18 protein-coding genes are annotated in these 23,243 nt (G+C 46.5%); 7 read left to right on the forward strand and 11 right to left on the reverse strand.

Annotation, left to right across the window (positions count from 1 at the left end):
* Positions 1–205: 205 nt before the first annotated feature.
* Positions 206–1,510 carry a hypothetical protein gene (locus tag QUB24_RS07095; protein WP_333151902.1) on the reverse strand — a complete coding sequence of 435 codons (1,305 nt, stop codon included), beginning with the start codon at positions 1,508–1,510 and terminating at the stop codon, positions 206–208.
* Between the two features lie 270 nt (positions 1,511–1,780).
* Between QUB24_RS07095 and purU the strand changes: the two genes are divergently transcribed.
* Complete coding sequence (gene purU / locus QUB24_RS07100; RefSeq protein WP_333151904.1) at positions 1,781–2,635, forward strand: formyltetrahydrofolate deformylase; 855 nt, start codon at positions 1,781–1,783, stop codon at positions 2,633–2,635.
* 121 nt (positions 2,636–2,756) lie between these two features.
* On the opposite strand, the gene QUB24_RS07105 is transcribed toward purU, so the two are convergent.
* Positions 2,757–3,371, reverse strand: coding sequence for a hypothetical protein (locus tag QUB24_RS07105; protein WP_333151908.1), 615 nt, complete (start codon positions 3,369–3,371; stop codon positions 2,757–2,759).
* 146 nt (positions 3,372–3,517) lie between these two features.
* Here QUB24_RS07105 and QUB24_RS07110 point away from each other — a divergent pair, with 146 nt between their 5' ends.
* The gene (locus tag QUB24_RS07110) at positions 3,518–4,543 is read left to right on the forward strand and encodes a YihY/virulence factor BrkB family protein (protein ID WP_333151910.1); all 1,026 of its coding nucleotides are present in this window, start codon (positions 3,518–3,520) and stop codon (positions 4,541–4,543) included.
* Positions 4,544–4,781: 238 nt separating this feature from the next.
* Complete coding sequence (locus QUB24_RS07115) at positions 4,782–5,444, forward strand: hypothetical protein (RefSeq protein ID WP_333151912.1); 663 nt, start codon at positions 4,782–4,784, stop codon at positions 5,442–5,444.
* 163 nt (positions 5,445–5,607) lie between these two features.
* Here QUB24_RS07115 and QUB24_RS07120 read toward each other — a convergent pair whose 3' ends face one another.
* Complete coding sequence (locus QUB24_RS07120; RefSeq protein ID WP_333151914.1) at positions 5,608–5,841, reverse strand: hypothetical protein; 234 nt, start codon at positions 5,839–5,841, stop codon at positions 5,608–5,610.
* Positions 5,842–6,046: 205 nt separating this feature from the next.
* Here QUB24_RS07120 and QUB24_RS07125 point away from each other — a divergent pair, with 205 nt between their 5' ends.
* Together QUB24_RS07125 and QUB24_RS07130 are read left to right on the forward strand one after the other, a co-directional pair.
* Positions 6,047–6,223, forward strand: a complete 177-nt coding sequence (locus QUB24_RS07125; RefSeq protein WP_333151916.1) for a ribbon-helix-helix domain-containing protein — start codon at positions 6,047–6,049, stop codon at positions 6,221–6,223.
* A 53-nt stretch (positions 6,224–6,276) separates the two neighbouring features.
* Positions 6,277–6,453 (forward strand): ribbon-helix-helix domain-containing protein, encoded by a 177-nt coding sequence (locus tag QUB24_RS07130; RefSeq protein ID WP_333151918.1) that lies wholly within the window; start codon positions 6,277–6,279, stop codon positions 6,451–6,453.
* A gap of 107 nt (positions 6,454–6,560) precedes the next feature.
* On the opposite strand, the gene clpB is transcribed toward QUB24_RS07130, so the two are convergent.
* Together clpB and QUB24_RS07140 are read right to left on the reverse strand one after the other, a co-directional pair.
* Positions 6,561–9,176 carry an ATP-dependent chaperone ClpB gene (gene clpB / locus QUB24_RS07135; RefSeq protein ID WP_333151920.1) on the reverse strand — a complete coding sequence of 872 codons (2,616 nt, stop codon included), beginning with the start codon at positions 9,174–9,176 and terminating at the stop codon, positions 6,561–6,563.
* A complete protein-coding gene (locus QUB24_RS07140) occupies positions 9,163–9,423 on the reverse strand; it encodes a hypothetical protein (RefSeq protein ID WP_333151922.1) in 261 nt (86 codons plus the stop codon). The genes clpB and QUB24_RS07140 overlap by 14 nt, the downstream gene beginning before the upstream one ends.
* 292 nt (positions 9,424–9,715) lie before the next feature.
* Here QUB24_RS07140 and QUB24_RS07145 point away from each other — a divergent pair, with 292 nt between their 5' ends.
* A complete protein-coding gene (locus QUB24_RS07145) occupies positions 9,716–10,408 on the forward strand; it encodes a DUF2259 domain-containing protein (RefSeq protein ID WP_333151924.1) in 693 nt (230 codons plus the stop codon).
* Positions 10,409–10,525: 117 nt separating this feature from the next.
* On the opposite strand, the gene QUB24_RS07150 is transcribed toward QUB24_RS07145, so the two are convergent.
* The 6 genes from QUB24_RS07150 to QUB24_RS07175 form a co-directional block, all read right to left on the reverse strand.
* Positions 10,526–12,244 (reverse strand): calcium-binding protein, encoded by a 1,719-nt coding sequence (locus tag QUB24_RS07150; protein ID WP_333151925.1) that lies wholly within the window; start codon positions 12,242–12,244, stop codon positions 10,526–10,528.
* 387 nt (positions 12,245–12,631) lie between these two features.
* Positions 12,632–14,338: a calcium-binding protein gene (locus QUB24_RS07155; protein ID WP_333151927.1), complete on the reverse strand. Its 1,707-nt coding sequence runs from the start codon at positions 14,336–14,338 to the stop codon at positions 12,632–12,634.
* Positions 14,339–14,858: 520 nt separating this feature from the next.
* Positions 14,859–16,574 carry an ATP-binding protein gene (locus tag QUB24_RS07160; protein WP_333151929.1) on the reverse strand — a complete coding sequence of 572 codons (1,716 nt, stop codon included), beginning with the start codon at positions 16,572–16,574 and terminating at the stop codon, positions 14,859–14,861.
* Positions 16,575–16,996: 422 nt separating this feature from the next.
* On the reverse strand, positions 16,997–17,518 hold the full coding sequence (locus tag QUB24_RS07165) for a hypothetical protein (RefSeq protein WP_333151931.1): 522 nt from the start codon (positions 17,516–17,518) through the stop codon (positions 16,997–16,999).
* A 215-nt stretch (positions 17,519–17,733) separates the two neighbouring features.
* Positions 17,734–18,291: a thermonuclease family protein gene (locus QUB24_RS07170; protein WP_333151933.1), complete on the reverse strand. Its 558-nt coding sequence runs from the start codon at positions 18,289–18,291 to the stop codon at positions 17,734–17,736.
* A gap of 11 nt (positions 18,292–18,302) precedes the next feature.
* On the reverse strand, positions 18,303–21,605 hold the full coding sequence (locus tag QUB24_RS07175) for a DNA polymerase I (RefSeq protein WP_333151935.1): 3,303 nt from the start codon (positions 21,603–21,605) through the stop codon (positions 18,303–18,305).
* 204 nt (positions 21,606–21,809) lie between these two features.
* Here QUB24_RS07175 and QUB24_RS07180 point away from each other — a divergent pair, with 204 nt between their 5' ends.
* Entirely contained in the window at positions 21,810–23,135 is a 1,326-nt protein-coding gene (locus QUB24_RS07180) for a J domain-containing protein (RefSeq protein WP_333151937.1), read from the forward strand.
* Positions 23,136–23,243 lie beyond the last annotated feature (108 nt).

The raw sequence follows: 23,243 nt of genomic DNA on the forward strand, positions 1-23,243 counted from the left end.
GACTTACGCATAAATAGAAACCTGGTTTTTAGCAGTTTTAAAGGTCGGGATGCAGTATTTTCGCCCATCAACCCGGTTTCTGACCACATGTGCGTAAGTCCTAAATTACTTGTCATTCTTCGCTTCGCGAAGAATCTCGCCCGATGCAACGCTTGACTGCGTTCCACTCAGCATGACAAGTAAGGATTTATAGTAAAGTTAAAGCCTAGTCAAAGGAAGGGTTTGTATACCATTTCTTTATCTTTTCGTACCTTTGCATAGCTTGCTCATATTCCTCAACTAACTCAGGGGGAGCTCCTTCTTTTAGGTAATCTAAGTCCGAATCATCCGAAGCATTCGGCTGAGATTCACAACGAACGTGATAGCCTCGCGGTAGAGTTTTCCAGTAGGTAGCTTGCCAAGGTTCCAAGACATCCCAAACTTCTTTTCCTCGGATATGTTGACGATCAAAAATAAAGCGCTCTAAACCCAACAATTGTTCGATAATTTGTCGCTGAGTGCCTAGAATTTGCTCTTCGTAAGGGAACGCCTCATAAAATTTAAGAATGAAAAACTTATTCCAATCAGGATGAGCCATTGCTTCCCATCTAGCGCCACCTTGAGGAGTTAAATAGTAGCTAGCTAGAAGTCTCCCGTCTAAGTGGTCTTGAATGCCAGCTCTTGTTAAGATAACATTTGAAGTTCCCTCGGTGTCATCTTCATCGGCAAAAACCTTTGCTTTAATCTCCCCTCTCTGAAATAAGGAATCCGCTGCAAGTGCTGTTTCAGCATGAGATAAGTGCATTGAGTATCCAACTCTTCTGAGTCCGTAGTAGTTGTCTATTATAGCAAACTCAAGAATGAAGTATTCGACTTTTGGATTCGGAGTTTCTGCTAAGGTTGCGTAAGAGCTGAGTTCTACATCCCCAAAGAGACTTGATGGGTTTGTATCTAATTCTGGCTTCGTATACCACTGCAAAATTTCTGAGTGCCACCACTGCCTTGCTTGTCGATCTTTGTCAATCCACTCTTGGGGTGTATTTGGGCTGATGCACCATTCAAAATGTCGATACTGGTAAGTAACTTTGTAAGCTTTCGGTAAAGTTTTCCAGTACGTTGCTTTCCAGGAATATATTTCCTCCCAAACACAAGTTTCTGAAATAATAGTTTGGCTGTGTAAATGTTCGCTAAAATTTATGAGTTTTTCGATTATCTGCCGAGAACAACAGGTTATTTCTGATTTAATTAAGCCAGTTATTTTATCAGGTCTAGAGCCCATACACCATTGTTCATAATGATTCCAATTGGGATGAGTTAAGCTTTCCCACCTTGCTCCCCCTTGAGGAGTTAAGTAATAAAAAGTGTTGAGTTTTCCATCCAAGTGTGCCTGAATTTGAGAGCTATTTAAGGTAATATCTTCAATGATTTTTTCATCTTCAGTACGAAATCCAGCTAATATGTAACCTTTCTGAAATAAGCGATCGGCTGCTACTACCAGCTCAGCATGAGAGAGTCTGAAATCCGATGCCACATTTATTAAGATTTCAGTATCTTTTATAACCGCAGAAAGAATCAGGTACTCTATTCTATGGATAGTCATAATGTGTATTAGCGAATGACCTTCGCCGATGAAAGATGATTCAAACTTGTATTTAGCCCTAACCGATCCAGGCTTTCAGAAACTCAGTCGATCGCAAAAACTGGCTTTCTCTGTTTTCACTAACGATCGGGCGATCGCTCGCTAGACGATAAACCCGATTAGATCGCTTAAAATAACACTTAACACTTTTGCTATTCTACCATGACTAAGCCTACTGCAACCCTTTTAATTGCCTGTCCCGATCGCAAAGGACTCGTCGCCTTACTTGCCAATTTTATCGCCTCCCACAACGGCAATATTATTCACGCAGATCACCATACAGATTTTACCGCTGGATTATTTCTGAGTAGGCTAGAATGGCAATTAGATGATTTTGACTTATCCACCGAACAAATAACACCTGCTTTTAGTGAAATAGCCAAGGACTTACAAGCCAATTGGCAATTGCATTTCTCTCATAAAATTCGACGCATCGCCATCTGGGTCAGCCGTCAAGATCACTGTTTATTAGACTTAATTTGGCGAGAGCGAGCGCAAGAAATCAGAGGTGAAATTCCCCTGATTATCAGCAATCATCAAAATTTAAAGCCCATTGCCGCACAATACGGTATCGACTTTGAGTATATTCCCATTACTAAAGACAATAAAGCTATTCAAGAAGCACAACAGTTAGAAATTCTTAAAAAATATAAAATTGATTTAGTGGTTTTGGCTAAATATATGCAAATTTTGAGTCAAGACTTTATCAGAAATTTTCCCAATGTGATTAATATTCACCATTCATTTTTGCCCGCGTTTGTGGGGGCAAATCCCTACGAAAGGGCTTATGAAAGAGGGGTAAAAATTATCGGTGCAACAGCCCACTACGTTACACCCGATTTAGATGCTGGGCCGATTATCGAACAAGATGTTGTGCGCGTCAGTCACCGCGATGAAGTCTCTGATTTGGTTCGCAAAGGTAAAGATTTAGAAAGAGTTGTGTTAGCAAGAGCGGTGCGATATCATTTACAAAATCGTGTTTTAGTTTACGGCAATCGGACTGTGGTTTTTGCTTGAAAAGTAGGCTTCATACCAAATCCGAGCGCTCCTTCATATTTATTTGGGAGTGCGAGCTTCTAGCTCGCGAGCTAGAAGCTCGCACTATATAATAATTGCGATGCTACCGGATTTGATATTGCTAACTTCCAAAAGGTGGTAGCTGAAGTAACTGGTTTTTAGAAGGCGGAAGTTTGCCGGGATTGTGGCGAATTTCGATCGCACTTTCTCCCGGATTTTCGGTACTAACAGGTACTATCTCTAAAGAATATGCTGTCTCGGTTTTTGCAGGGGCAGGATTTTGGGCTTTCGCGAGCAAGTCAACGGCATCTCCGAGGGCGCTAGTTAAATTTTTGCTAGTTTCGGCGTGACGGGCTTCTTCTTGTTTGAGGGCTTGAGTGAGTTGTTTAACTTGTTCGATCGCCCGATCGCGCTCTTGGAGAACTTCTGTTAACTTAGCTTTAAGTTCGCCAACTGTTTGGAGTTGTGCGATTTCCTGCTGTCGGGCAACTCCAGCATCGTCGCCTTCGGGTATAAGGGGCGAAAAATTTTGTAATTGCTCTATTTGTGCTTCCAGAGAAGCGATGCTTTGCTGAGTTAATTTGGCATCATTCCGTCGCTGTTCCGCTTCGGTATTGTAGAGTTGACGCCATTGAGCCGCACTTTCACCGGCCTCATCCCGATCGCGCGAAACTTCTGTTAACTGCTGTTGCAGCCGCTTGATTTCATCTAACCACTGTCTGACATCCTGAGCCATAATATTGATTTTAGATTTTAGATTTTAGATTTTAGATTAGCCATGGCAAATTGGTAATGGCTTAATTAAGTAACGCTGCTTATTTCCAGTTGCGCGATCGTCCTGCATCCATTTTCCATTTTCGGTTTCCCCGTTGCCTGTGCGCTATGAACATTTTTTACTGGTTGCGCTACCTGATTTTAGCTTTGTTTAAGGCGCTTTTAAGGCTGCTTCGAGCTCTCAAACGGAAATGGGATGGTTTTTGGCTGTTTTGTCGTTGTTTGACTTGGAGCACGCTCAAGGAAGTCGGCGCGAAAGCAGGAGAACAGCGCTTGCCGGGGCTGTCTGCCGAAATGGCCTACAATTCTATGCTGGCGCTGTTTCCGGGGCTGTTGGCTATCTTATCTGCGATCGCTATCTTTGAACCTTTGCAATCAACACTGTATCAAATCGCCCGTCTTTTGGGCGAAGTTATACCCGATGACGTGCGGAAGTTGATTGGTGGCTTAATCAAAGAAATTCTGTTAACTCGCAGTAAAGGGCTGTTTTCGGTGAGCTTTCTTGGGGCGATTTGGGCATTTTCTGGAGTAATGAGCGCGGCGATGGCTGCACTCGATCGCATCCATGACATCCCTAGCGATCGAACTCGACCCTTTTGGAAAGCAAAACTTATTTCTCTGGCGCTGAGTATCGGTACAATTATACTATTAATTCTAGCATCGGGAGTAGTCTTTGTCAGCGACTTAATTGTACAAGCTATTGCCCGCCAGAGTTGCCTGCTGGAGTCCGTCGCCAATTGCGATTTAAAAGATGTTCAAAATTGCTTGCTCCTCGCCGGCAATTGCCCTTTAGAGTCCCAACTGTTAGGTGTTTGGCGGCTGTGGCGGTGGCCGATTTCTTTGGGAATTGTATCACTGGCTTTTGCTTTTGTTTACCGCTACGGGCCTAGCCGCCGTCAACCAGATATTCCTATTTTGTCGGGAGCTGTTTTTGCAGCTATTTTGTGGGCGCTATTTTCAGCTTTATTTCGGTTTTATGTTTTGCACTTGGGCAATTACAGTTGGACTTACGGCACGATCGGAACTTTTATTGTGTTGCTGCTGTGGCTCGATCTTTCTTCTTTGGTGATGCTGATCGGCGATCAGTTAAATGTAACAGTGGGAAAGGCAATGAAAAAATCCAAATTAAAATAATTTGTTAAGTTTTAATTGTTAATTCTTATTTGTTATTTGCCGGATGCTGGCTTACCGACGGAGTAAAGTGCTGAGGATACCCGCAACAAAAGACAACAAAATCAGTATCCAGATCACACCACCGGGAATGAATGTCAAGAGGCCAACACCTCTAAGAATCCAAACTAGGAGGGTGAGGCCCAGGATAGTCAAAAAGATACGGGTAGATAGTCGCATTTGAAATCTAGGAGAATTAGTCATGTTGAATGTTAAAGTTTTGTCTGGATCAATGATAGCTGTTTTATTGGCGATCGGCAGTTACCTCACCTTAATTTCCGAGCCCGGTTCCACTATTGCGCCAGGGGGTGCAAATAAGCTGGGCGAAACGGCAAAAACTGCTCAAAAAACACCTGCTGCAAGTTTAAAAATTTCCGATCGCACAATTGGAGCGGCGAAGGTGGGGATGACTTTCGGACAATTGAAAAAGGCTCTGGGTTCCACGGCGCAGTTTAAAGTAGAGTCTCCTTTTATGGTAGACTTTGATGCTGTGGCTGTCAGCCAGTCGCGAAAAGTGCAATATCGGATTATTTATGCTGCGGGTACAAAGCTAAAAGATACGGATGTCATTGAACTTTTGATGACTGACAATGCTAATTATAAAACAGTTCAGGGCGTCGGGCCGGGAATGACTCTGAAACAAGCTGAGGCAATTTACGGCAAGGCGACTTTATCTTATAACGTGGATAATGAAATGAGAGAAGGGGTTGTATTTGCCAAGCAACCAACTAGAAACATTATGTTTGTTCCCAAGGCTGAAGGGAAACAATTTGCGGGAGTTTATGGCGCTGGTCAAGGGGGATTTTATCAGACTAATAAGTATCAGCCGAATGCTGTAATTAAGTCTGTGATGGTGCGGAAGTAAGTTAGTAAAGACAGCCCAACAGATAACTCGGCGATTGAAATCTATTCTGCAGAAACTCTCGTCCCAGCAGAGGGGGACTCAAGAAAGGAAGGACGATCGCACTTATCAAAAAAAATGCGATCGCCCAAATTGAATCAACTCAAAACAACCGGAAAATTACAGTTTATAACACGCTGGCGAGGGAATTGGCAGAGCTGCCCAACGCCGATAAACGGTTGCTGTCCCCGCTTAAATCGAAGACAACCTCAAACTTAACGTGAGGTATAGTTTGTCGCAGAAACTGAAAATGTCCGTCTGCATCTGAACGACTGCGGAAGCGGGCAACAATTATCCATTGCTCAGAGGGTAACAAACGGGCGATCGCCCAACAACACAAGCGGTCTTTATATGTCAACATAGAACTCGTCTCCATTGATATTTTTGGAGCCAGAGCCAGCCCGGAACCTTCCACAGTAAGGGGCTGGCTTCTGACGTTTTAAGGCCTGAGCCTTATATACACTAATAGCATAATTTGATGTTAAAAACATCAAATGACACAAAAATATATCTAATGACGTGAGAGTGTAAAATTGAAGACAATTGAAGTAAAACCATGCCAGCCCATGCCTTCACGAATGCGAGTCACTGTTACACTGCCAGAAGACGTTCATCAGGCCCTGTCCGAATGGGCCGAAGAAGAAGATAGAAGCCTCGCAAACCTGCTTTCCCATGTGGCAGCTAAAGCAGTCAGAGAACGCCAAGAGCAGAAAAATGAAGAATCCCGGAGCGATCGCCCTTAAGCGATGACCACGGCGTAAGATGGAGTTTGTTGAAATGTTTTGCAGTACAACGAATGGCTTCACGGGGACGAGTTACCGCATACTTGCCAGAAGAGATTCAAAAAGCTCTCGAAGAATGGGCAGAAGAAGACAGCAGATCCGTTAGCAGTTTGGCAACGTACCTGCTGACGAAATCTGTTCGAGAACGCCAACAGTTGAAAAAAGATAAATCAGAAAGCGATCGCCCTTAAGAACGCTCGCCCGCAATCCCATCCGCGTCCATCCGCCTATATCTGCGGTAAAAAAAAGAACCATCGCCTCAAAAAAATAAGGTGGGCCGCAGCCCACCTTACTCAAATTATTTAGCAGTCACCAACTGTGCCGGCAGCCGCTTAAACGCCAACCTTTCATTCTCGATATCCACAAAAATGGTATCGCCATCGGCAAAATCTCCCCGCAAAATACCCTTCGCCATTTGCGTTTCCAACTCGCGTTGAATTCCCCGCTTCAGAGGTCGCGCACCGTAAACCGGATCGTAACCAATTTCTGCTAAGAAGTCGATCGCAGATTCCGACAATTTCAGAGACATTTTGCGATCGGCTAACCGTTTTTCCAAGCGCTTAACTTGCAACAGCACAATCTGCCGCAGTTCCGTCTTACTCAAACCGTGGAAGATAATCATCTCATCAATCCGGTTCAAGAATTCCGGGCGGAAAGTTCCCCGCATCGCTTCCATCACCCGACTCCGCATTTCTTCGTTATCTCCCGCCACATCTAAGATGTATTGAGAGCCGACATTCGATGTCATAATAATCACAGAATTCTTAAAGTCTACTGTGTGACCTTGAGCATCGGTAACGCGGCCGTCATCCAGAATTTGCAGCATGATGTTGAATACATCCGGGTGCGCTTTCTCGATTTCATCGAATAGAATCACAGAGTAAGGACGGCGACGCACAGCCTCAGTTAATTGTCCACCTTCATCGTAGCCAACGTATCCCGGAGGCGCACCAATTAACCGCGAAACCGCGTGTTTCTCCATGTATTCCGACATATCAATTCGCACGATCGCTTCTTCGGTGTCGAACAGATAAGACGCTAATGCTTTGGCTAACTCAGTTTTACCGACACCCGTGGGGCCGAGGAAGATAAAACTCGCAACCGGACGATTTGGATCGGCTAAACCTGCGCGCGATCGCTGAATTGCATCTGCAACCGCCGTCACCGCTTCATCTTGTCCAATTACCCGCTTGTGCAGTTCATCTTCCAACTGCAGAAGTTTCTGCATTTCCGATTCAACTAACTTGCTGATCGGAATTCCCGTCCACTTGGAAATAATCTCGGCAATGTCGGATTCGGTGACTTCTTCCCGCAGCAAACTTTTACCTGTGGTTTGAGTGGCTGACAGTTGAGATTCAGCTTCTTGCAGTTGTTTTTGCAATTCTGTTAACTTGCTATATTTCAACTCAGCAGCGCGGTTTAGGTCATATTTTAATTCTGCTTGCTGAATTTCAATATTCACCTTATCAATCTGTTCTTTAATTTTTTGAATGCTGCCAATGACACCTTTTTCCGATTGCCACTGGGCATTCAAAGCGCTTTGCTCTTCCTTGAGGTTGGCTAAGTCTTTTTCCAGTCTTTCCAAACGGTAGACCGATGCAATATTGCTTTCTTTTTGCAGCGACAGTCTTTCCATTTCTAGCTGCAAAACCTTGCGATCAATTTCATCTAGTTCTTCCGGCTTGGAGGTAATCTCCATTTTGAGTTTAGCGGCTGCTTCGTCAACTAAGTCAATGGCTTTGTCGGGAAGGAAGCGATCGCTAATATATCGAGTTGACAAAGTAGCCGCCGCCACTAACGCATTGTCGGAAATTTTTACCCCGTGGTGCACTTCGTACCGTTCTTTCAAGCCCCGCAAAATCGAGACAGTATCTTCAACTGTCGGTTGGTCAACATAAACTTGTTGAAAACGGCGTTCTAAGGCCGCATCTTTTTCGAGGTATTTGCGGTATTCGTCGAGAGTTGTAGCGCCAATACAGCGCAATTCTCCCCTCGCTAACATGGGTTTAAGTAAGTTGCCGGCATCCATCGAGCCTTGAGTTGCACCCGCACCGACAACGGTGTGAATTTCATCGATAAATAAGATGACTTTGCCGTTGCTGTCGGTAACTTCTTTAAGTACCGCTTTCAAGCGTTCTTCAAATTCTCCCCGGAATTTTGCCCCGGCAATTAACGCGCCCATATCTAAGCTAATTAATTGTCGGTCTTTGAGAGATTGCGGCACATCTCCGGTGATAATTCGCTGGGCGAGTCCTTCGGCGATCGCAGTTTTTCCTACTCCCGGTTCCCCAATCAATACCGGGTTATTTTTGGTGCGACGGCTCAAAATTTGAATCGTGCGGCGGATTTCGTCATCCCTTCCGATTACCGGATCGAGTTTGCCTTGACGCGCGGCTTCAGTCAAATCTCGGCCGTATTTTTCCAGCGCTTCGTATTTGCCTTCTGGATTTTGATCTGTCACTTTGTTCTTCCCCCGGACTTGGGTAATGATATCTTTGAGCTTGGCTTCATCTAGTTTAAATTCTTGTAGTAAATTTTTGCCGAAACGATCGTCCTTAACGTAACCTAGTATCAAATGCTCGACCGAAATAAATTCATCGCCGTACTCTTTGCGATAAGTTTCGGCGCGATCGAGCAAAGTGTCGAGAGAACGACCTAGATAAACGTTGCCGCCGCTTCCAGTGATTTTGGGCTGACGACTGATAAACTCGTCAGTGCGATCGCGCAATTTTGCTACAGAAACTCCCGCTTTGTTAAACAAGCTGCTAGCAAGTCCCGATTCTTGTTCCAGCAAAGCTTTCATCAAGTGTTCGCTTTCTAGCTGCTGCTGCTGACCTGCTTTGACGATTTCGGGGGTGCGGGCGAGGGCTTCCCAGGCTTTTTCAGTAAATTGGTTTGGATTATTCGGTTGCATATATTTTAATTCCCTGCATTAAAAATGATGACTGCTGTAGAGGCAATTGCTCGATCGCCCGTACAATTGTCATTGTAGGGAGTTGCGGAGAGGGGGCGGATCGGTGTTCCCCTATCTTGAGATAGGTATTTCCGTCCTGTGTAGCAGTCTCTCGCAGGGAAAAGGCAACTATCGCGCCTAAAAGTTGGACTCTGGGATAAGACTGAGATGTTGCACCGTTGTCAATAAGCTTTTTATGAACAGGCAAGATGCCTGTTCCACAAGAAAATTTACTCTTTGTGGAACAGGCATCTTGCCTGTTCTTGAGAATAGTGCAAGATGTGAGATAAGACCAACTCTCATATTAAAAATGCTTTCTAGTGCCACTTGAAAAAACTGCACATTCTTAAACAGTCTCCTGCTGCGGAAAATGGAGAAACACTCATGTAAATAGGAGAGAGGACTTGAGAAGCGTCACAGTCCTATAGCGAAACCCGAAGCGTTATTGTTTTACTCATCAATAACAGCCGCTATAACTCTCACACCTGGAAAATATAGCTATGAAAATTTTACCTTTAATTTCGTTAGGTATTATAGCAAGTGCCGCGATCGCAGTAGCCCCTGAAGCTTTGGCAAGTACCTGGCGTGCCGCACACCGGATGTCGGGTTTTTCCGCCGACAGCAATTACTACTTGTATCTAGAAAGTTCCAGAGATACAGGAGCGGGAATTCCCAAAGCAAAATTGCAAATTGTCCAAGTTGCTGCAAATTCCTGCATCAAAAATGGGTGTATCCAAACTAAATATGGCGAGCCAGACTCCAATAAAAGCACTAAAATGGCCGAAGATGACTTGCTTAAAAAAAGTTGGAATAGCAGGCAAACTTTGAAGTTAACTCCTCCTCGATCTGGAACTAAACTGAACATTATTTCTCGTACTCCCGGAGCCAATGGAAGCGAGACAGTCGCCGTCAGAGTCAATACAGCAAAGCCTTTACAAATTCGCCTAGAACAGCGGCAAAAAAATGCTTCTGCTGGCAGAGAAAGCGCGGCCATGCGTCTTGTAATTAATCATAACGGTCGGCAGCGTGTCCTCGGATCGCTAAACAATTTTCAAGATTGGGTGTTCTCTTATTCAATCCGAGAAGTTCGTTTATCTCCGAACGGGCGCAATGTAGTTGTGCTGGTGGACAAGACAGAACGCACTTTTGAAGGAGTCTTGAAAACTACTGTTGTACAAGGCTTTGTTCTTTAGACTTGCTATATTCCCAGGTCAAAACCTGGGAATCATCAAAAATTACAAGGATTGTTGGCCAATTTTAATCATGTTCCTTGAGCAAAAGTGATTTCACAAATGACCACTTTACTATCTCTAGACCGAGATGAAATCTTCAGAACCGATGAGATTAGGAGCAACACCTATCAAAGAAGCTAAAACTTCCCCGCTGCTGGCTACTGTAATTAATGTGCCGTCAGTTCCCGGCGAAATTGATAGCTGTCCGAAGGTCAAACCATTGATTAATTGCACGGTATCTTGAGAGTTGGCGAAATTAACCATCGTATCAACTCCCAATCCGACACCTAAAACAAAAACATCGTTGCCCCCACCGCCGACTAGAATATCGTTTCCTAAACCGCCGTTGAGGGTGTCAAAACCTTTGCCACCATTCAGGACATCGCTGCCGTCGCCCCCGACAAGCATATCGTTGCCTCGCAAACCCATAAGTACGTCATTCCCTTCCACACCGTTGATGATATCGTTGTCGCTGGTGCCAAACAGGATGTCGTTGCCGTCCGTGCCGTTGATGTTGTTATCAGGAGGGTTATTGCCTGGAGTGTTGCCCATGTCAGAAACAAAGACATCGCCGGTATTGTTAGTATCCCCCGGCACGAGGTTGGAAGCCTCTGAATCAAACGCTACTCTCCGCCCATCTGCAGAGATGGAGGGGCTGAAGGACCCCTTATTCCCCTGATTGCCTGCTGAGTCAACAGAGACACGGGTGGTGGTATTCGTCAACAAGTCCCGCACGAAGATGTCGAACCGATTGTTAGTATCCCCCGGCACGAGGTTGGAGGCATCTGAATGAAATGCCACAAACCGCCCGTCGGCTGAGATGGAGGGGCTGAGGGAGTAATTGTTCGCCTGATTGCCTGCTGAGTCAACAGAGACACGGGTGGTGGTATTGGCTAGCGTGTCGCGCACAAAGATGTCCACGTTATTACCAGTGTCCCCCGGCACAAGGTCAGCAGCCGAAGAGTAAAATGCCACCAACCGCCCGTCGGCTGAGATGGAGGGGTCAAAGGAGCCGATGGGCTCGAAGGAGTTGTAGAACCCCTTCGTTTGATTGCCTGCTGAGTCAACTGAGACGCGAGTGGTGGTATTCGTCAACAAGTCCCGCACGAAGATGTCCTCGCTATTGTTAGTGTCCCCCGGTACGAGGTTTGTGGCCGAAGATGCAAATGCCACAAACCGCCCATTGGCTGAGATGGAGGGATCGCGGGAAGACTTGTTCCCCTGATTACCTGCTGAGTCAACTGAGACGCGAGTGGTGGTATTCGTCAACAAGTCCCGCACGAAGATGTCGCTACTATCGTTAGTGTCCCCAAGTACGAGGTTTGGGGCCGCAGAGTAAAATGCCACAAACCGCCCGTCGGCTGAGATGGAGGGATTGCCGGAAGACTTGTTCCCCTGATTACCTGCTGAGTCAACTGAGACGCGAGTGGTGGTATTTGTCAACAAGTCCCGCACGAAGATGTCGTCACTATTGTTAGTGTCTCCCAGTACGAGGTTTGTGGCCTCAGATGAAAATGCCACAAACCGCCCGTTGGCTGAGATAGAGGGAGCGGTGGAAATGTTGTTCCCCTGATTGCCTACTGAGTCAATAGAGACACGGGTAGTGGTATTGGCTAGCGTGTCGCGCACAAAGATATCATCGCTAGCGTTAGTGTCCCCCGGCACGAGGTTGGATGCTGGAGATGCAAACCCCACAAACCGCCCGTCGGGCGAAATGGAAGGAAAAAAGTAGTACAATGGACCTTGATTGCCCTGATTGCCTGCTGAGTCAACTGAGACGCGAGTAATATTATTCATAAGCCCTGATATTTCAATAGTCTGGATGTTTTTATTTCGTAGTCTGAAACCCTCGATTTTTAGTTGGTAGCTCGATCGCCTTGGAGCCTTGAAACCCTTCTCCTACGGTTAGTAATCAACAACTGTCCGAAGTATTGATATTTAAGAGTACAACTTTGGAGATGGGTTTTGCGATCGCACGGCAAATCGGGCTATTTACAATTTATGCCCTAACCGACGAAAGCGGTTGCTATAACTACAAACATTATAGTTAAATCAGTAAAACGTATACTGGGTAAGGGTTAGGTAAGAAAACTACCCTTCAACCAAATACTGATATCTACCTTTTTATGAATGTTTCAATCTCTATAGGGTTGCAGGGTGAGACTAAGCGGGAAAACTCAAACTCTAGACCGAAATGAAATCTTCAGAACCGATGAGATTGGGAGCAACACCTATCAAAGAAGCTAAAACTTCACCGCTGCTGGTTACTGTAATTAATGTGCCGTCAGTTCCCGACGAAATTGATAGTTGTCCGAAGGTCAAGCCATTGATTAATTGCACGGTATCTTGAGAGTTGGCGAAATCAGCGATCGTATCAACTCCCAATCCGACACCTAAAACAAAAACATCGTTGCCCCCACCGCCGACTAGAATATCGTTTCCTAAACCGCCGTTGAGGGTGTCAAAACCTTTGCCACCATTCAGGACATCGCTGCCGTCGCCCCCGACAAGCATATCGTTGCCTCGTAAACCCATAAGTACGTCATTCCCTTCCACACCGTTGATGATGTCGTTGCCGCTGGTGCCAAACAGGATGTCGTTGTCGGGACTGCCGTTGATGCTGTTATCAGGAGGGTTATTGCCTGGAGTGCTACCGGTGTCAGAAACAAAGACATCGAGGCGACTATTGAAAGTAAAGTTAGTATCCCCCGGTACGAGGTTACTGGCCTCAGATGAAAACGCTACTCTCTGCCCATTTGCAGAGATGGAGGGCTCAAAAGACCCGTTGTTCCCCTGATTACCGGCTGAGTCAACTGAGACGCGGGTGGTGGTATTCGTCAACAAATCCCGCACGAAGATATCGTGGCTATTGTTACTATCCCCCGGCACGAGGTTGGAGGCATTAGAAGAAAACGCCACAAACCTCCCGTTGGCTGAGACGGAGGGGCTGAAGACGGAGGAATCGTTCGCCTGATTGTCGGCTGAGTCAACAGAGACGCGGGTGGTGGTATTGGCTAGCGTGTCCCGCACGAAGATGTCGTGTCTATTGTTAGTATCCCCCGGCACGAGGTTGGTGGCATTAGAAGAAAATGCCACCAACCGCCCGTCGGCTGAGATGGAGGGTTCGCCGAACCCATTATTCCCCTGATTACCTGCTGAGCCAACAGAAACGCGGGTGGTGGTATTCGTCAACAAATCCCGCACGAAGATGTCAGGGTTATCGTTAGTATCCCCCGGCACGAGGTTGGTGGCAAAAGACCTAAATGCCACAAACCGCCCGTTGGCTGAGATGGAGGGTTCGCCGGAATACTTGTTTCCCTGATTGCCTGCTGAGTCTACAGAGACGCGGGTGGTGGTATTGGCTAACGTGTCCCGCACGAATATGTCAGGGTTATCGTTAGTATCCCCCGGCACGAGGTTGGTGGCAAAAGATAAAAATGCCACAAACCGCCCGTCGGCTGAGATTGAGGGATCGACGGAAACGTCGTTCGCCTGATTGCCTGCTGAGTCAACTGAGACACGGGTGGTGGTATTGGCTAGTGTGTCACGCACGAAGATATCGTTTTTACTGTTACTGTCCCCCGGCACGAGGTTGGTGGCATTAGAGGAAAATGCCACAAATCGCCCGTCGGCTGAGATGGAGGAGCTGACGGAAAAGCCGTTCGCCTGATTGCCTGCTGAGTCAACTGAGACACGGGTGGTGGTATTGGCTAGCGTGTCGTGCACAAAGACATCATCACTAGCGTTAGTGTCCCCTGGCACGAGGTTGGATGCTGGAGATCTAAACGCCACAAACCGCCCGTCGGACGAAATGGAATGAGAGGAGGATACCGATGGACTTTGATTGGCCTGATTGCCTGCTGAGTCAACTGTGACGCGAGTAATATTCATAAGCCCTGATATTTCAATAGTCCGAACTGTTTTTATTTCGTAGTCTGAAACCCTCAATTTTCCGTTGGTAGCTCGATCGCCTTGGAGCCTTGAAACCCTTATTCTACGGTTCGTAATCAAAAACTGTCCGAAGTATTGATATTTAAGAGCAAAACTTTGGAGATGGGTTTTGCGATCGCACGGCAATTGGGGCTATTTACACTTTATGCCCTAACCGACGAAAGCGGTTGCTATATCAATACATTTTAAAATTTCCCTCTTCCTTCCTCCCTCTTTCTTTTTCCTTGAATATCTGCCTCCTGACTATTGACGAATGCTCAATAATTAATCCGTGTATCCGTGTCAAAATCCATATATTGCCTGACAATCAAGCATCCAGGATACCCGCCACGTGATTCATCCGTCCAGAAATAAAAAACCTGTATCCGATGAAACTTGCCGAACGTATTTATCTCGCGCAAGTCAAGGCTTCAATTCTTTAATCTAAAATCTAAAATCTAAAATCTAAAATCGATTGACTTCATGCCTGCATCACCACCCGTTCCGGGAGACTGACAATAAAAGTTGAACCCTTACCATCTTCGCTTTCGACGCTAATTTCGCCGCCGAGAATTTGACACAAACGCTGGCTAATTGTCAATCCCAAACCCGTGCCTCCGTATTTGCGGGTAGTTGAAGCATCAGCTTGGGTAAAAGGTTTAAATATCTGCTCTAATTGCTCGTTTGTCATGCCGATGCCGGTGTCGCTGACTCGAAACATTAAAACTTGAGAAGTGTAGTTTGAACCAGAGTGAATATCATTATTTTTATTTTGTTTGGTCGGTCTTGATTTTTCAATTTTCATTCTTTCGACGCCGATAGTAATGACGCCTTTTTCGGTAAATTTGGCAGCATTGCTGAGCAAATTGAGGAGAATTTGCCGCACTTTCGGTTGGTCGGCGTACATTGTGCCGAGTTCGCCTTTTGTTTTCAGTGCTAAAGAATTGCCTTTTTTTTCTACTAGCGGTTGAGCAGTAGTCATCACTTCTTCAATCATCGTTGCCACGTCGAAGTTTTCCAAATAAAGGGTGACGTGACCTGCTTCTATTTTGGAAATGTCGAGGATGTCGCTAATCATATCCAGCAGGTGTTTGCCTGCGGTTTGAATTTTTTCTAAGTCTGGGAGAAAGTCTTCTGAACCGGAATCTTGAGCATCTTCTTGCAGCATTTCGCTGTAGTTAATGATGGCGTTGAGGGGGGTGCGTAGTTCGTGGCTCATGTTGGCGAGAAATGCACTTTTCGAGCGGTTGGCAGCTTCGGCGGCTACTTTTGCTTCGTGCAATTCTTCTGTGTATTCGGCTACTCTTTGGATTAGTTCGTTGAGGGAAATTGCTAGCCTTCCCACTTCGTCGGAAGTAGTGACGGGTACTTGCAGGTCAAAGTTAGATTCTTCTGTCACTCGCTGAGCGATGAGGGTGGTGGCTTCTAAGGAGCGAGCGATCGCCCCGCTGGTGTATGCTGCTAGAATTGCTGCGATCGCACCTGATATCAAGAGAGAGCCAACGAGAATGAGAGTTCCGAGTTTTTCGGCATTTTCGTAGGTTCTCAATGCCTCGTCTGCTTTCTCGCGAAAGTTGCCGGCCAGTTGGGCTGAATCCTCGGAAAACTGTTTGAGTTTCAAAGCAGTTTCGCCGGCCACAAAATTGTTCAAATTCCGCCCAAAAGCCTGCTGCTGTTGCGGATTCAAAGCAGATAATTTCGCAGTAGCCAACAATTTTTGTACTTGTTGAAAGTATGATTCTACGGTTTTGCCGTTGACTTGAACGAACTGTTGAAGCAGTTCGTAGTCTTGGGCAATTTCGGGATTCTTCGTCGGCGGTAGGGTTTGCAGTTGTTCCAGGATTCCGCTCATCTGAGCAACGCGAGTCAGGAATTCCGATCGTTCGCGATCGAAAATTTGCGGTTTGGCCGTCAGACTCGCGAGCTCTTGCTGCTGAATTCTGACTTCCTGCACCGTGTTGTTGAGGTTTGTCAGGATTTCCGCTTTATCTCGGTCGATCGCTAGTTTTTCTCTAACTTGCTGTTTGTGATAGGATTCTACTCCCCGTCCCGCCACAGCACCCAAAACGGCAATACTAATGACCAAGGCGTATCCGCAGCCGATTTTCTGCCTGATACCCAAGCGGCCCAACAGACTTTTCAACCCTATTTGAGGACGGTTCTGCAGTTGATTTTTCAAAGCTAAGGTTAAAGACATGGGCAATGTACTCGTCACCTTTGAGAGGCACCATCTATATTCTAATTGATGCCTGTCTGAGGGTAAATAAAGTTCTGGCTTCAAGCCAGCTTTCGGCAGTTATTGGGCCTTTGCAAGGTTCCACAGCTCGATCTGCTTGACAGTTTGGAGGAGTTATGCGTAACAAATTATAGCAGAAGGAAGAAGGCTCTTCGGCTGCCTTCAGCTACCTTCCCTTCGGCGATGCGATCGGGCAAGTCGTTCAGAGTAAAAAAAAGCAACAAGTAAAAACCAGTCAAAGGCATGGTTTCACTAATTAAGAACCTACTCACCGTCGGGCGTGGTTGCGAGATAAGTTGCGAGTTATAAGTTGCAAGTTATGAGTTAGATTTCTGATTAAAAACTCTACTCTACTCGCAACCCACAACTCTATCCTTGTTCCCCTACTGGCAAAGTCGAAATTGTGCTATCTCAGCAGGAATTCTTGAAGCATTAGGTACGCTAGCACTTGCTGGAACGAAGATTCCCAGGCCGTAACTGCAACCCTCTGCCGTCGTGCATTCCCCAGGCTTAGCACTGATTTGATATTCGCCTTGGGATGGGGGAGTAAAAGAGATTGACGCCAGTTCGCCTGTTTTTTGACTCACAGCGACTTCCTGACCGCTTGCATCCTTGAGAGATAAGTTTAAATCCTGGCAATTTCCGTCGCAAGTGGCAACAAAAACATACTCCACATTAGGATGCAGCGTTGCTCTAAAAGGAGATGAAACTTGCTTGCGAACTTGACCCAGCAACGGCACAAATACTAATTTTTGACCGTTGCCTTTCCGCTGATCAAATTCTGTTTTCAAGCGACAAACAACCGTTTTTTGGTCGTCCGTCAGTCCTTGAGCAATAGCATTTCCTACGATTGTAGTACCGAGGATCAGGGCAAGGCCGGAAATAACCAGATGTTTGAAATTCATTGATGTCCCTTAAAGTTAATTTTGGGTGATTGCAATAGACCGCTTTTGTCAGCAGTCTATTAGTTTATCTGGAGCCTATCACATTTGTTGGGGAATTGGGAATTGGGCATAGGGCATAGGGCATGGAGAATTGGGCGTGGGGCATGGGGCATGGAGAACTGGTAACAGTTAACAGTCAACTGTCAACCACCAATAACCAATAACCAATGACTAAATCATTTCTTGCGAAAATCCCACGCAGGAACAAACTTAGAATCTCCCCAAACGCCGCGGCGATTTTTCTTAGCTTCGGCTTCCGCTTGTTCCAGAACACTTGCACTCGGACAATTTTTCAAGTAAGGACGGTAAACCATTGCTAATCCTTCGCGGATCAAAACTTCTTGGGCAAATGTACCATTTGGCAAGCGAACTTCGCTAACTTTGCGGCCGTAGCGGTCAGTATCGGTGACGGTCAAAACAACGCGACCGCCCCCTTGTTTGACAAGCTGCTGCATTCTTTGGTGCGCTAGATTTCCCCACTTGAATTGATTTTTATTTGATGCTTTGCTAATTGGTTCGCCGTGCGAGATTTCCGGTGCATCTACACAGGCAAAACGCACTTTTATATCTTTCCCGGCGGCATCACTGGCGACAAGGGTATCGCCGTCGCTGACTCGCTTGACAGCATAGTTATTCGGTGCAAACTTTTGCGGACAACCAAATAGTAGCAATAGCAGAGCAACTGCACTTAAGGTTTTTATTTTGGGGAAAATGGCGATTTTAAGTTGGCTCATATTTCTGTGTTTTATTTAGTTTCCATCCAATTTTGCCCAGCGTGGATGTCAACTATCAGCGGTACCATACCGGGCGCATTTTCCATCGCACTTGTATTTTTCGGCAGAGCATTTTCCATCGCACTTATAATTGTCGGAGCACTTTCCATCGCACTTCTAATTTTTGGTTGCAATTCTTCCCATTCATCGGGAGGGACTTCAAAGATTAATTCATCGTGAACTTGCAGCAGTAGCCGCGCCTGATAGTTTTGCAAAATTTTGTGTACCTCAATCATGGCAAGTTTAATGATATCAGCACTGGAACCTTGAATGGGAGCGTTGGCTGCGGCCCGCAAAGATTGGGCGTCATCTCTGCTGAGAGATTTAAGTCGATCGGAGTGAATGTCTTGGGGATTGCGGCCTTTTAAGTCGCGGAGGCTTTCGCTCTCGAAGTTTAAGTAGCGACGGCGGCCGAGTATTGTGGTAACGTATCCGAGGGCGATCGCCTCTTTTTTTACTTTCTCCAAATATTCAAAAACTTTACTATAGCGAGCGTTAAATTTAGCAATAAACTCCTTGCCATCTTTGGAAGTCTTGCCCATCGATCGCCCAAACTTGATCGCCCCCATACCGTAAACCACCCCAAAATTAATCGTCTTGCCAAACCTGCGCTCGTCGGGAGTTATTTCTTCCTTTTCAAACAACAGTTGAGCCGTCACAGTATGCACATCTCGGTTATTTTGATAAGCTTCAATTAATACAGGTTCTTGACTCAAGTGAGCCAAAATTCTCAGTTCAATTTGAGAATAGTCAGCCGACACCATCAGCCAACCTTCTTCGGGTACAAAAGCCTTGCGAATTTGCTTAGAAAATTCCGTACCGATTGGAATATTCTGCAAATTAGGATTAGAAGAAGACAGACGACCTGTATCTGTAACAGTTTGATTGAAATCAGTATGCAATCGCTGAGTATCGGGACGCACCCGCTTCGGTATAGCATCTACATAGGTAGAGTAAAGCTTTTGCAGGGTACGGTAATCTAAGATAGCATCGACAACCTTATGGTCTCCTTGCAAATTTTCTAGAAAGTCAGCATTGGTGGAGTAGAAGCCTGTCGGGGTTTTCCGAGACTTTTTGGTGTCTAGCTTGAGTATGTCAAACAGAAGTTCACTCAACTGGGAGGGTGAGTTCAACTTTAAAAGTTCACTGGGTGATGTGTTGTAAACTTTCTGTTTAATCTCAGCTAAATCCAGGTTGTTTTTTGGCAAGACTTTCTTGAGATAAGGCTTTAAAATTGCACTGGGCACGGTCTCGTAAACTTTCTGAGGAACCGTGCCTAAAGTTGGTTCGATATGTTCGATTTTTTCGGCGAGATAAGCATTGAAATCCTCAAGAGGTATGGCTTTATAAATTTCCTGCTCAATTGCTGCTAATCGCGGTTCCATTTCATTGGATAGTTCTTTAAGATATCCTGTGTCTATGCGAACCCCCTGATATTCCATTTCAGCTAAAATTGGTTCTAGGGGCTGTTCTACTTCCAGCAGCAACCCCTCCAAAGTTTTTCCGGGAAAGCTAGATTCATCAGCTTCCTTCAATTTGGCTTTAAGTTTACCTACTAACTGAAATGTAGTGTAAACATCCATGCCGCAGTAGTCGGCTACTTCTCGAATGCTGATGTCAGCAATTGTTTGGTTTTTTTCTCGTACTAATTCCTTGTAACTTTTGGCGACAATTCCTAAGTATTTCTTTGACAATTCGCTGAGACTGTGGCTGGTTTCGGGATTGATTACGTAACTGGCTAGCATGGTGTCGAAGACGACTCCTGCTAGTTTAATTCCTTGACAACGCAGGATCGATCGATCGAACTTAGCATTTTGCAGCGCTTTCGGATAATTCTCGCTTTCCAAAATCGGACGCAAAGCATTTAAAACTGTGGCTTTGTCCAAGTTTTTGCCCGTTTTGTGTCCGGTTGGGATATAAGCTACATCTTGTTCACCAGTTCCCCAACAGCAGCCAATTCCGACTAATTCGGCGTCTCGCGGCTCGATCGCGGTAGTTTCGGTATCCCACGCCACGGGTGAGGCTTTGTCGGTGTAGGTTTGCAGCAGTTCGACTAATTCGTTTAACTGTTCGGTTGTTTGAATTATTCGGGGTTTAATTGGCAGTTTGTTTTGCTGCTGGGCGGCTAGGGTTTCTGCGAAAGTGAAGAAAGCTGATGCTTCATCTTCCGAGGAATTGATTGTGGGGTGGGCATCTTGCCCGCCCAAAGAAACAGGCAAGATGCCTGTTCCACTGTCTGTTGAATTGATTGTGGGGTGGGCATCTTGCCCGCCCTTTGCAACAGGCAAGATGCCTGTTCCACTGTCTGTCAATGGTTCTTCTACGCCACCAAAACGCTTTTGAATTTGTTTAACTTTGCTTAAAAATGTTTTAAATTCCAACTTTTCAAGCATCGGAATCAAGGCGGATTCATCAAAACCTATAAGCTGGCAATTTTCTAAGTTGATTTCTAATGGCACGTCTTGGACAATTGTCGCCATGCGCTGAGAATGATAAGCAGCTTCTTTGCCTTCTTCTAGCTTTTTCTTAGTTGCTCCTTTAATCTCGTCGATGGCTGCATAAATTCCATCAAGGGAATTGTAAGCTTCCAGCAATTGCAGGGCGGTTTTGTCGCCGATGCCTTTGACTCCGGGGATGTTATCGGATTTGTCGCCGCACAAAGCTTTGTAATCTATTACTTGTTCGGGCAAAATACCGAGTTTGGCTTTGACTTCTTCCGGGCCGTATTCTTGGGATTTCCCTTTGCCCGATCGCCTGAGTTCATCTGTACTCAAATATAATACGCTGATTTGTTTTTCGGTTTCTACTAATTGAAACAAATCTCGATCGCCCGTGAGGATTTTGACCTGATAACCTGCCGCGCTGGCTTTGTTTGCCAAAGTTCCCAAAACATCGTCCGCCTCGTAGCCTGGAGCAGTTATTGCAGGTAAATTCAAATAGCTGAGGAGTTCTTGCAGGTTTTTGATATCGGGGATGAAATCTTCGGGAGTTTCCGCACGACCGGCTTTGTAAGTTTCGTCTGCTTCGTGGCGAAATGTGGGTGTGGCGAGGTCAAAGGCGATCGCCATGTACTGGGGGTCATGGGCCGCCATTACTTCCAGCAGCGACTTGAGAAAGCCAAAACAGACGCTGGTGGGAATGCCTGTCGTCGTTCGCAAGCCTCCGTCTCGACTTTTGGCGAAGGCGAAGTAGGAGCGAAAGGCCAGGGAGTGACCGTCAACTAGGATGAAGATGGGAGCTTGATTTGCCGACACAGACACAAATACCGATCGCACGAAAGGATTTTCTCATTGTACTCAGTTGTCCGCCTGCATTGATCGACCCTAGGGATGGCCCGCAGACTTGAGGACGCTTGACACTCGATCGGCGAGCGGCTTACTGTGCAGCTTGGCTGAGAATAGTGGAAGATGTGAAGTACGATTCCCGATCGGGATAGCTTCGCTTCACGCCAATTTACCAACATCTGCCGATCGAAGCCTATGGGTGACATTAACCGATGCTACGAAATCCTCGAAATTGAGCCAGGAAGTTCCCTAGAAGAAATTAAGCGCGCTTACAGGGATTTAGCGTTTGTGTGGCATCCCGATCGGTTTGCCCACAACGATCGCCTGCAACAAAAAGCTCACCAAAGATTAACAGAAATTAATGAAGCTTACCAGCAGTTGGTGTTGTTTCTGAGTCAGCCTGAATCATCGAGGTCGATCGAAAAACAGTTTCAGCAGCCACCGCCCCCTACGCCGGAAAAGCCGCTGAGAAGGCGTTCTGCAAAATCAGCCGCCAGGCCTGGTTCCCAGCGCCGTCAAACCCGCCCAAAAGCCGCCTCCAAAAAATTTCTCACTCAAAAAAACTCTTCAAGCAAGAAACGATTTACCACTCACAATCGCCAAGCGTGGCGGGGGACAAAGCAACCAGGGCGAATCGTTGCGAGGGAAGCAGGGCCATCTCAAAACACTCGAAAGCTTACTTCGAGAAGGAAAACAGAATTTTCAACTCAATACTCAAAACCGCGAAGCGCGCCGAGGGAAGTGCGCCCCTCTCAACACTATTCAAGCTTCCCTTGGTGGCCGCTGGTAATCGCCGTGGCGAGTTACGCTTTGACCGGTTGGATTTTGACGAAATCAGCCGCCCCGCTGTGGATGTGGGCTTTAATCTGCGGTGCAGATTGGCTGTGGGCCGCGATTTTGCTGGCGGAGGGTTCGGCAACGCCTAGAGTGTGGCTGGCGGCGTTAGTTTTGGCTGGGGCGGTAGGGGGGTCGATCGCCGGTTTTCAGGCGGGAGGAAAGGTCACAGGGGCTGCTTGGGCCGCAGTTGGGGCTGGTTTGGGGGCGATCGCCAGTTCTGAGGCCGAGTCGCGGGCTGTGGCTGTTGTTTTGGCTGTAGGGGGAGTGGTGACAGTGGTGGGATTGATGGCGGGAACAGTTTCTGGGAATTGGGTTAAGGCGTTGGTGGCGGCCGTGTGTTGGGCGATTGTTGGCTTGATGTGTGGGCTGGCGGCGGAAGTAGGTGGGAATTCTGGCGGCCCCGTCGGGCTCTCTGGTGCGATCGGGCTGGGGATTGGGGCGTGGGCGGGGGTTTTGGCTGGGGCGGGTTCGGGGGATCTCGTCCAAGCTTTGGCTATCGCCGGGTCTAAGACTGTTTATGGGGCTTGGGCTGCGATCGGGATTATTGCTGGAGTTGTGGCCCGGATGGTAGCTGCTGAAAGGTTGATCCACACCGGCAGCGCGCTTTATACGTTTATCCTGTTGGTGGCTACTTCCGGTTTTGGGCTGTGGCTGGGAAGTTGGTTGGGCGATCGATTTTTTTGAATTAGTCAGTCAACAGTCAACAGTCAACAGTCAACAGTCAACAGTCAACAGTCAACAGTCAACAGTCAACAGTCAACACTCAACACTCAACAGTCAACAGTCAACAGT

It is taken from the genome of Microcoleus sp. B9-D4 (assembly GCF_036705105.1).
GTDB lineage: Bacteria > Cyanobacteriota > Cyanobacteriia > Cyanobacteriales > Microcoleaceae > Microcoleus.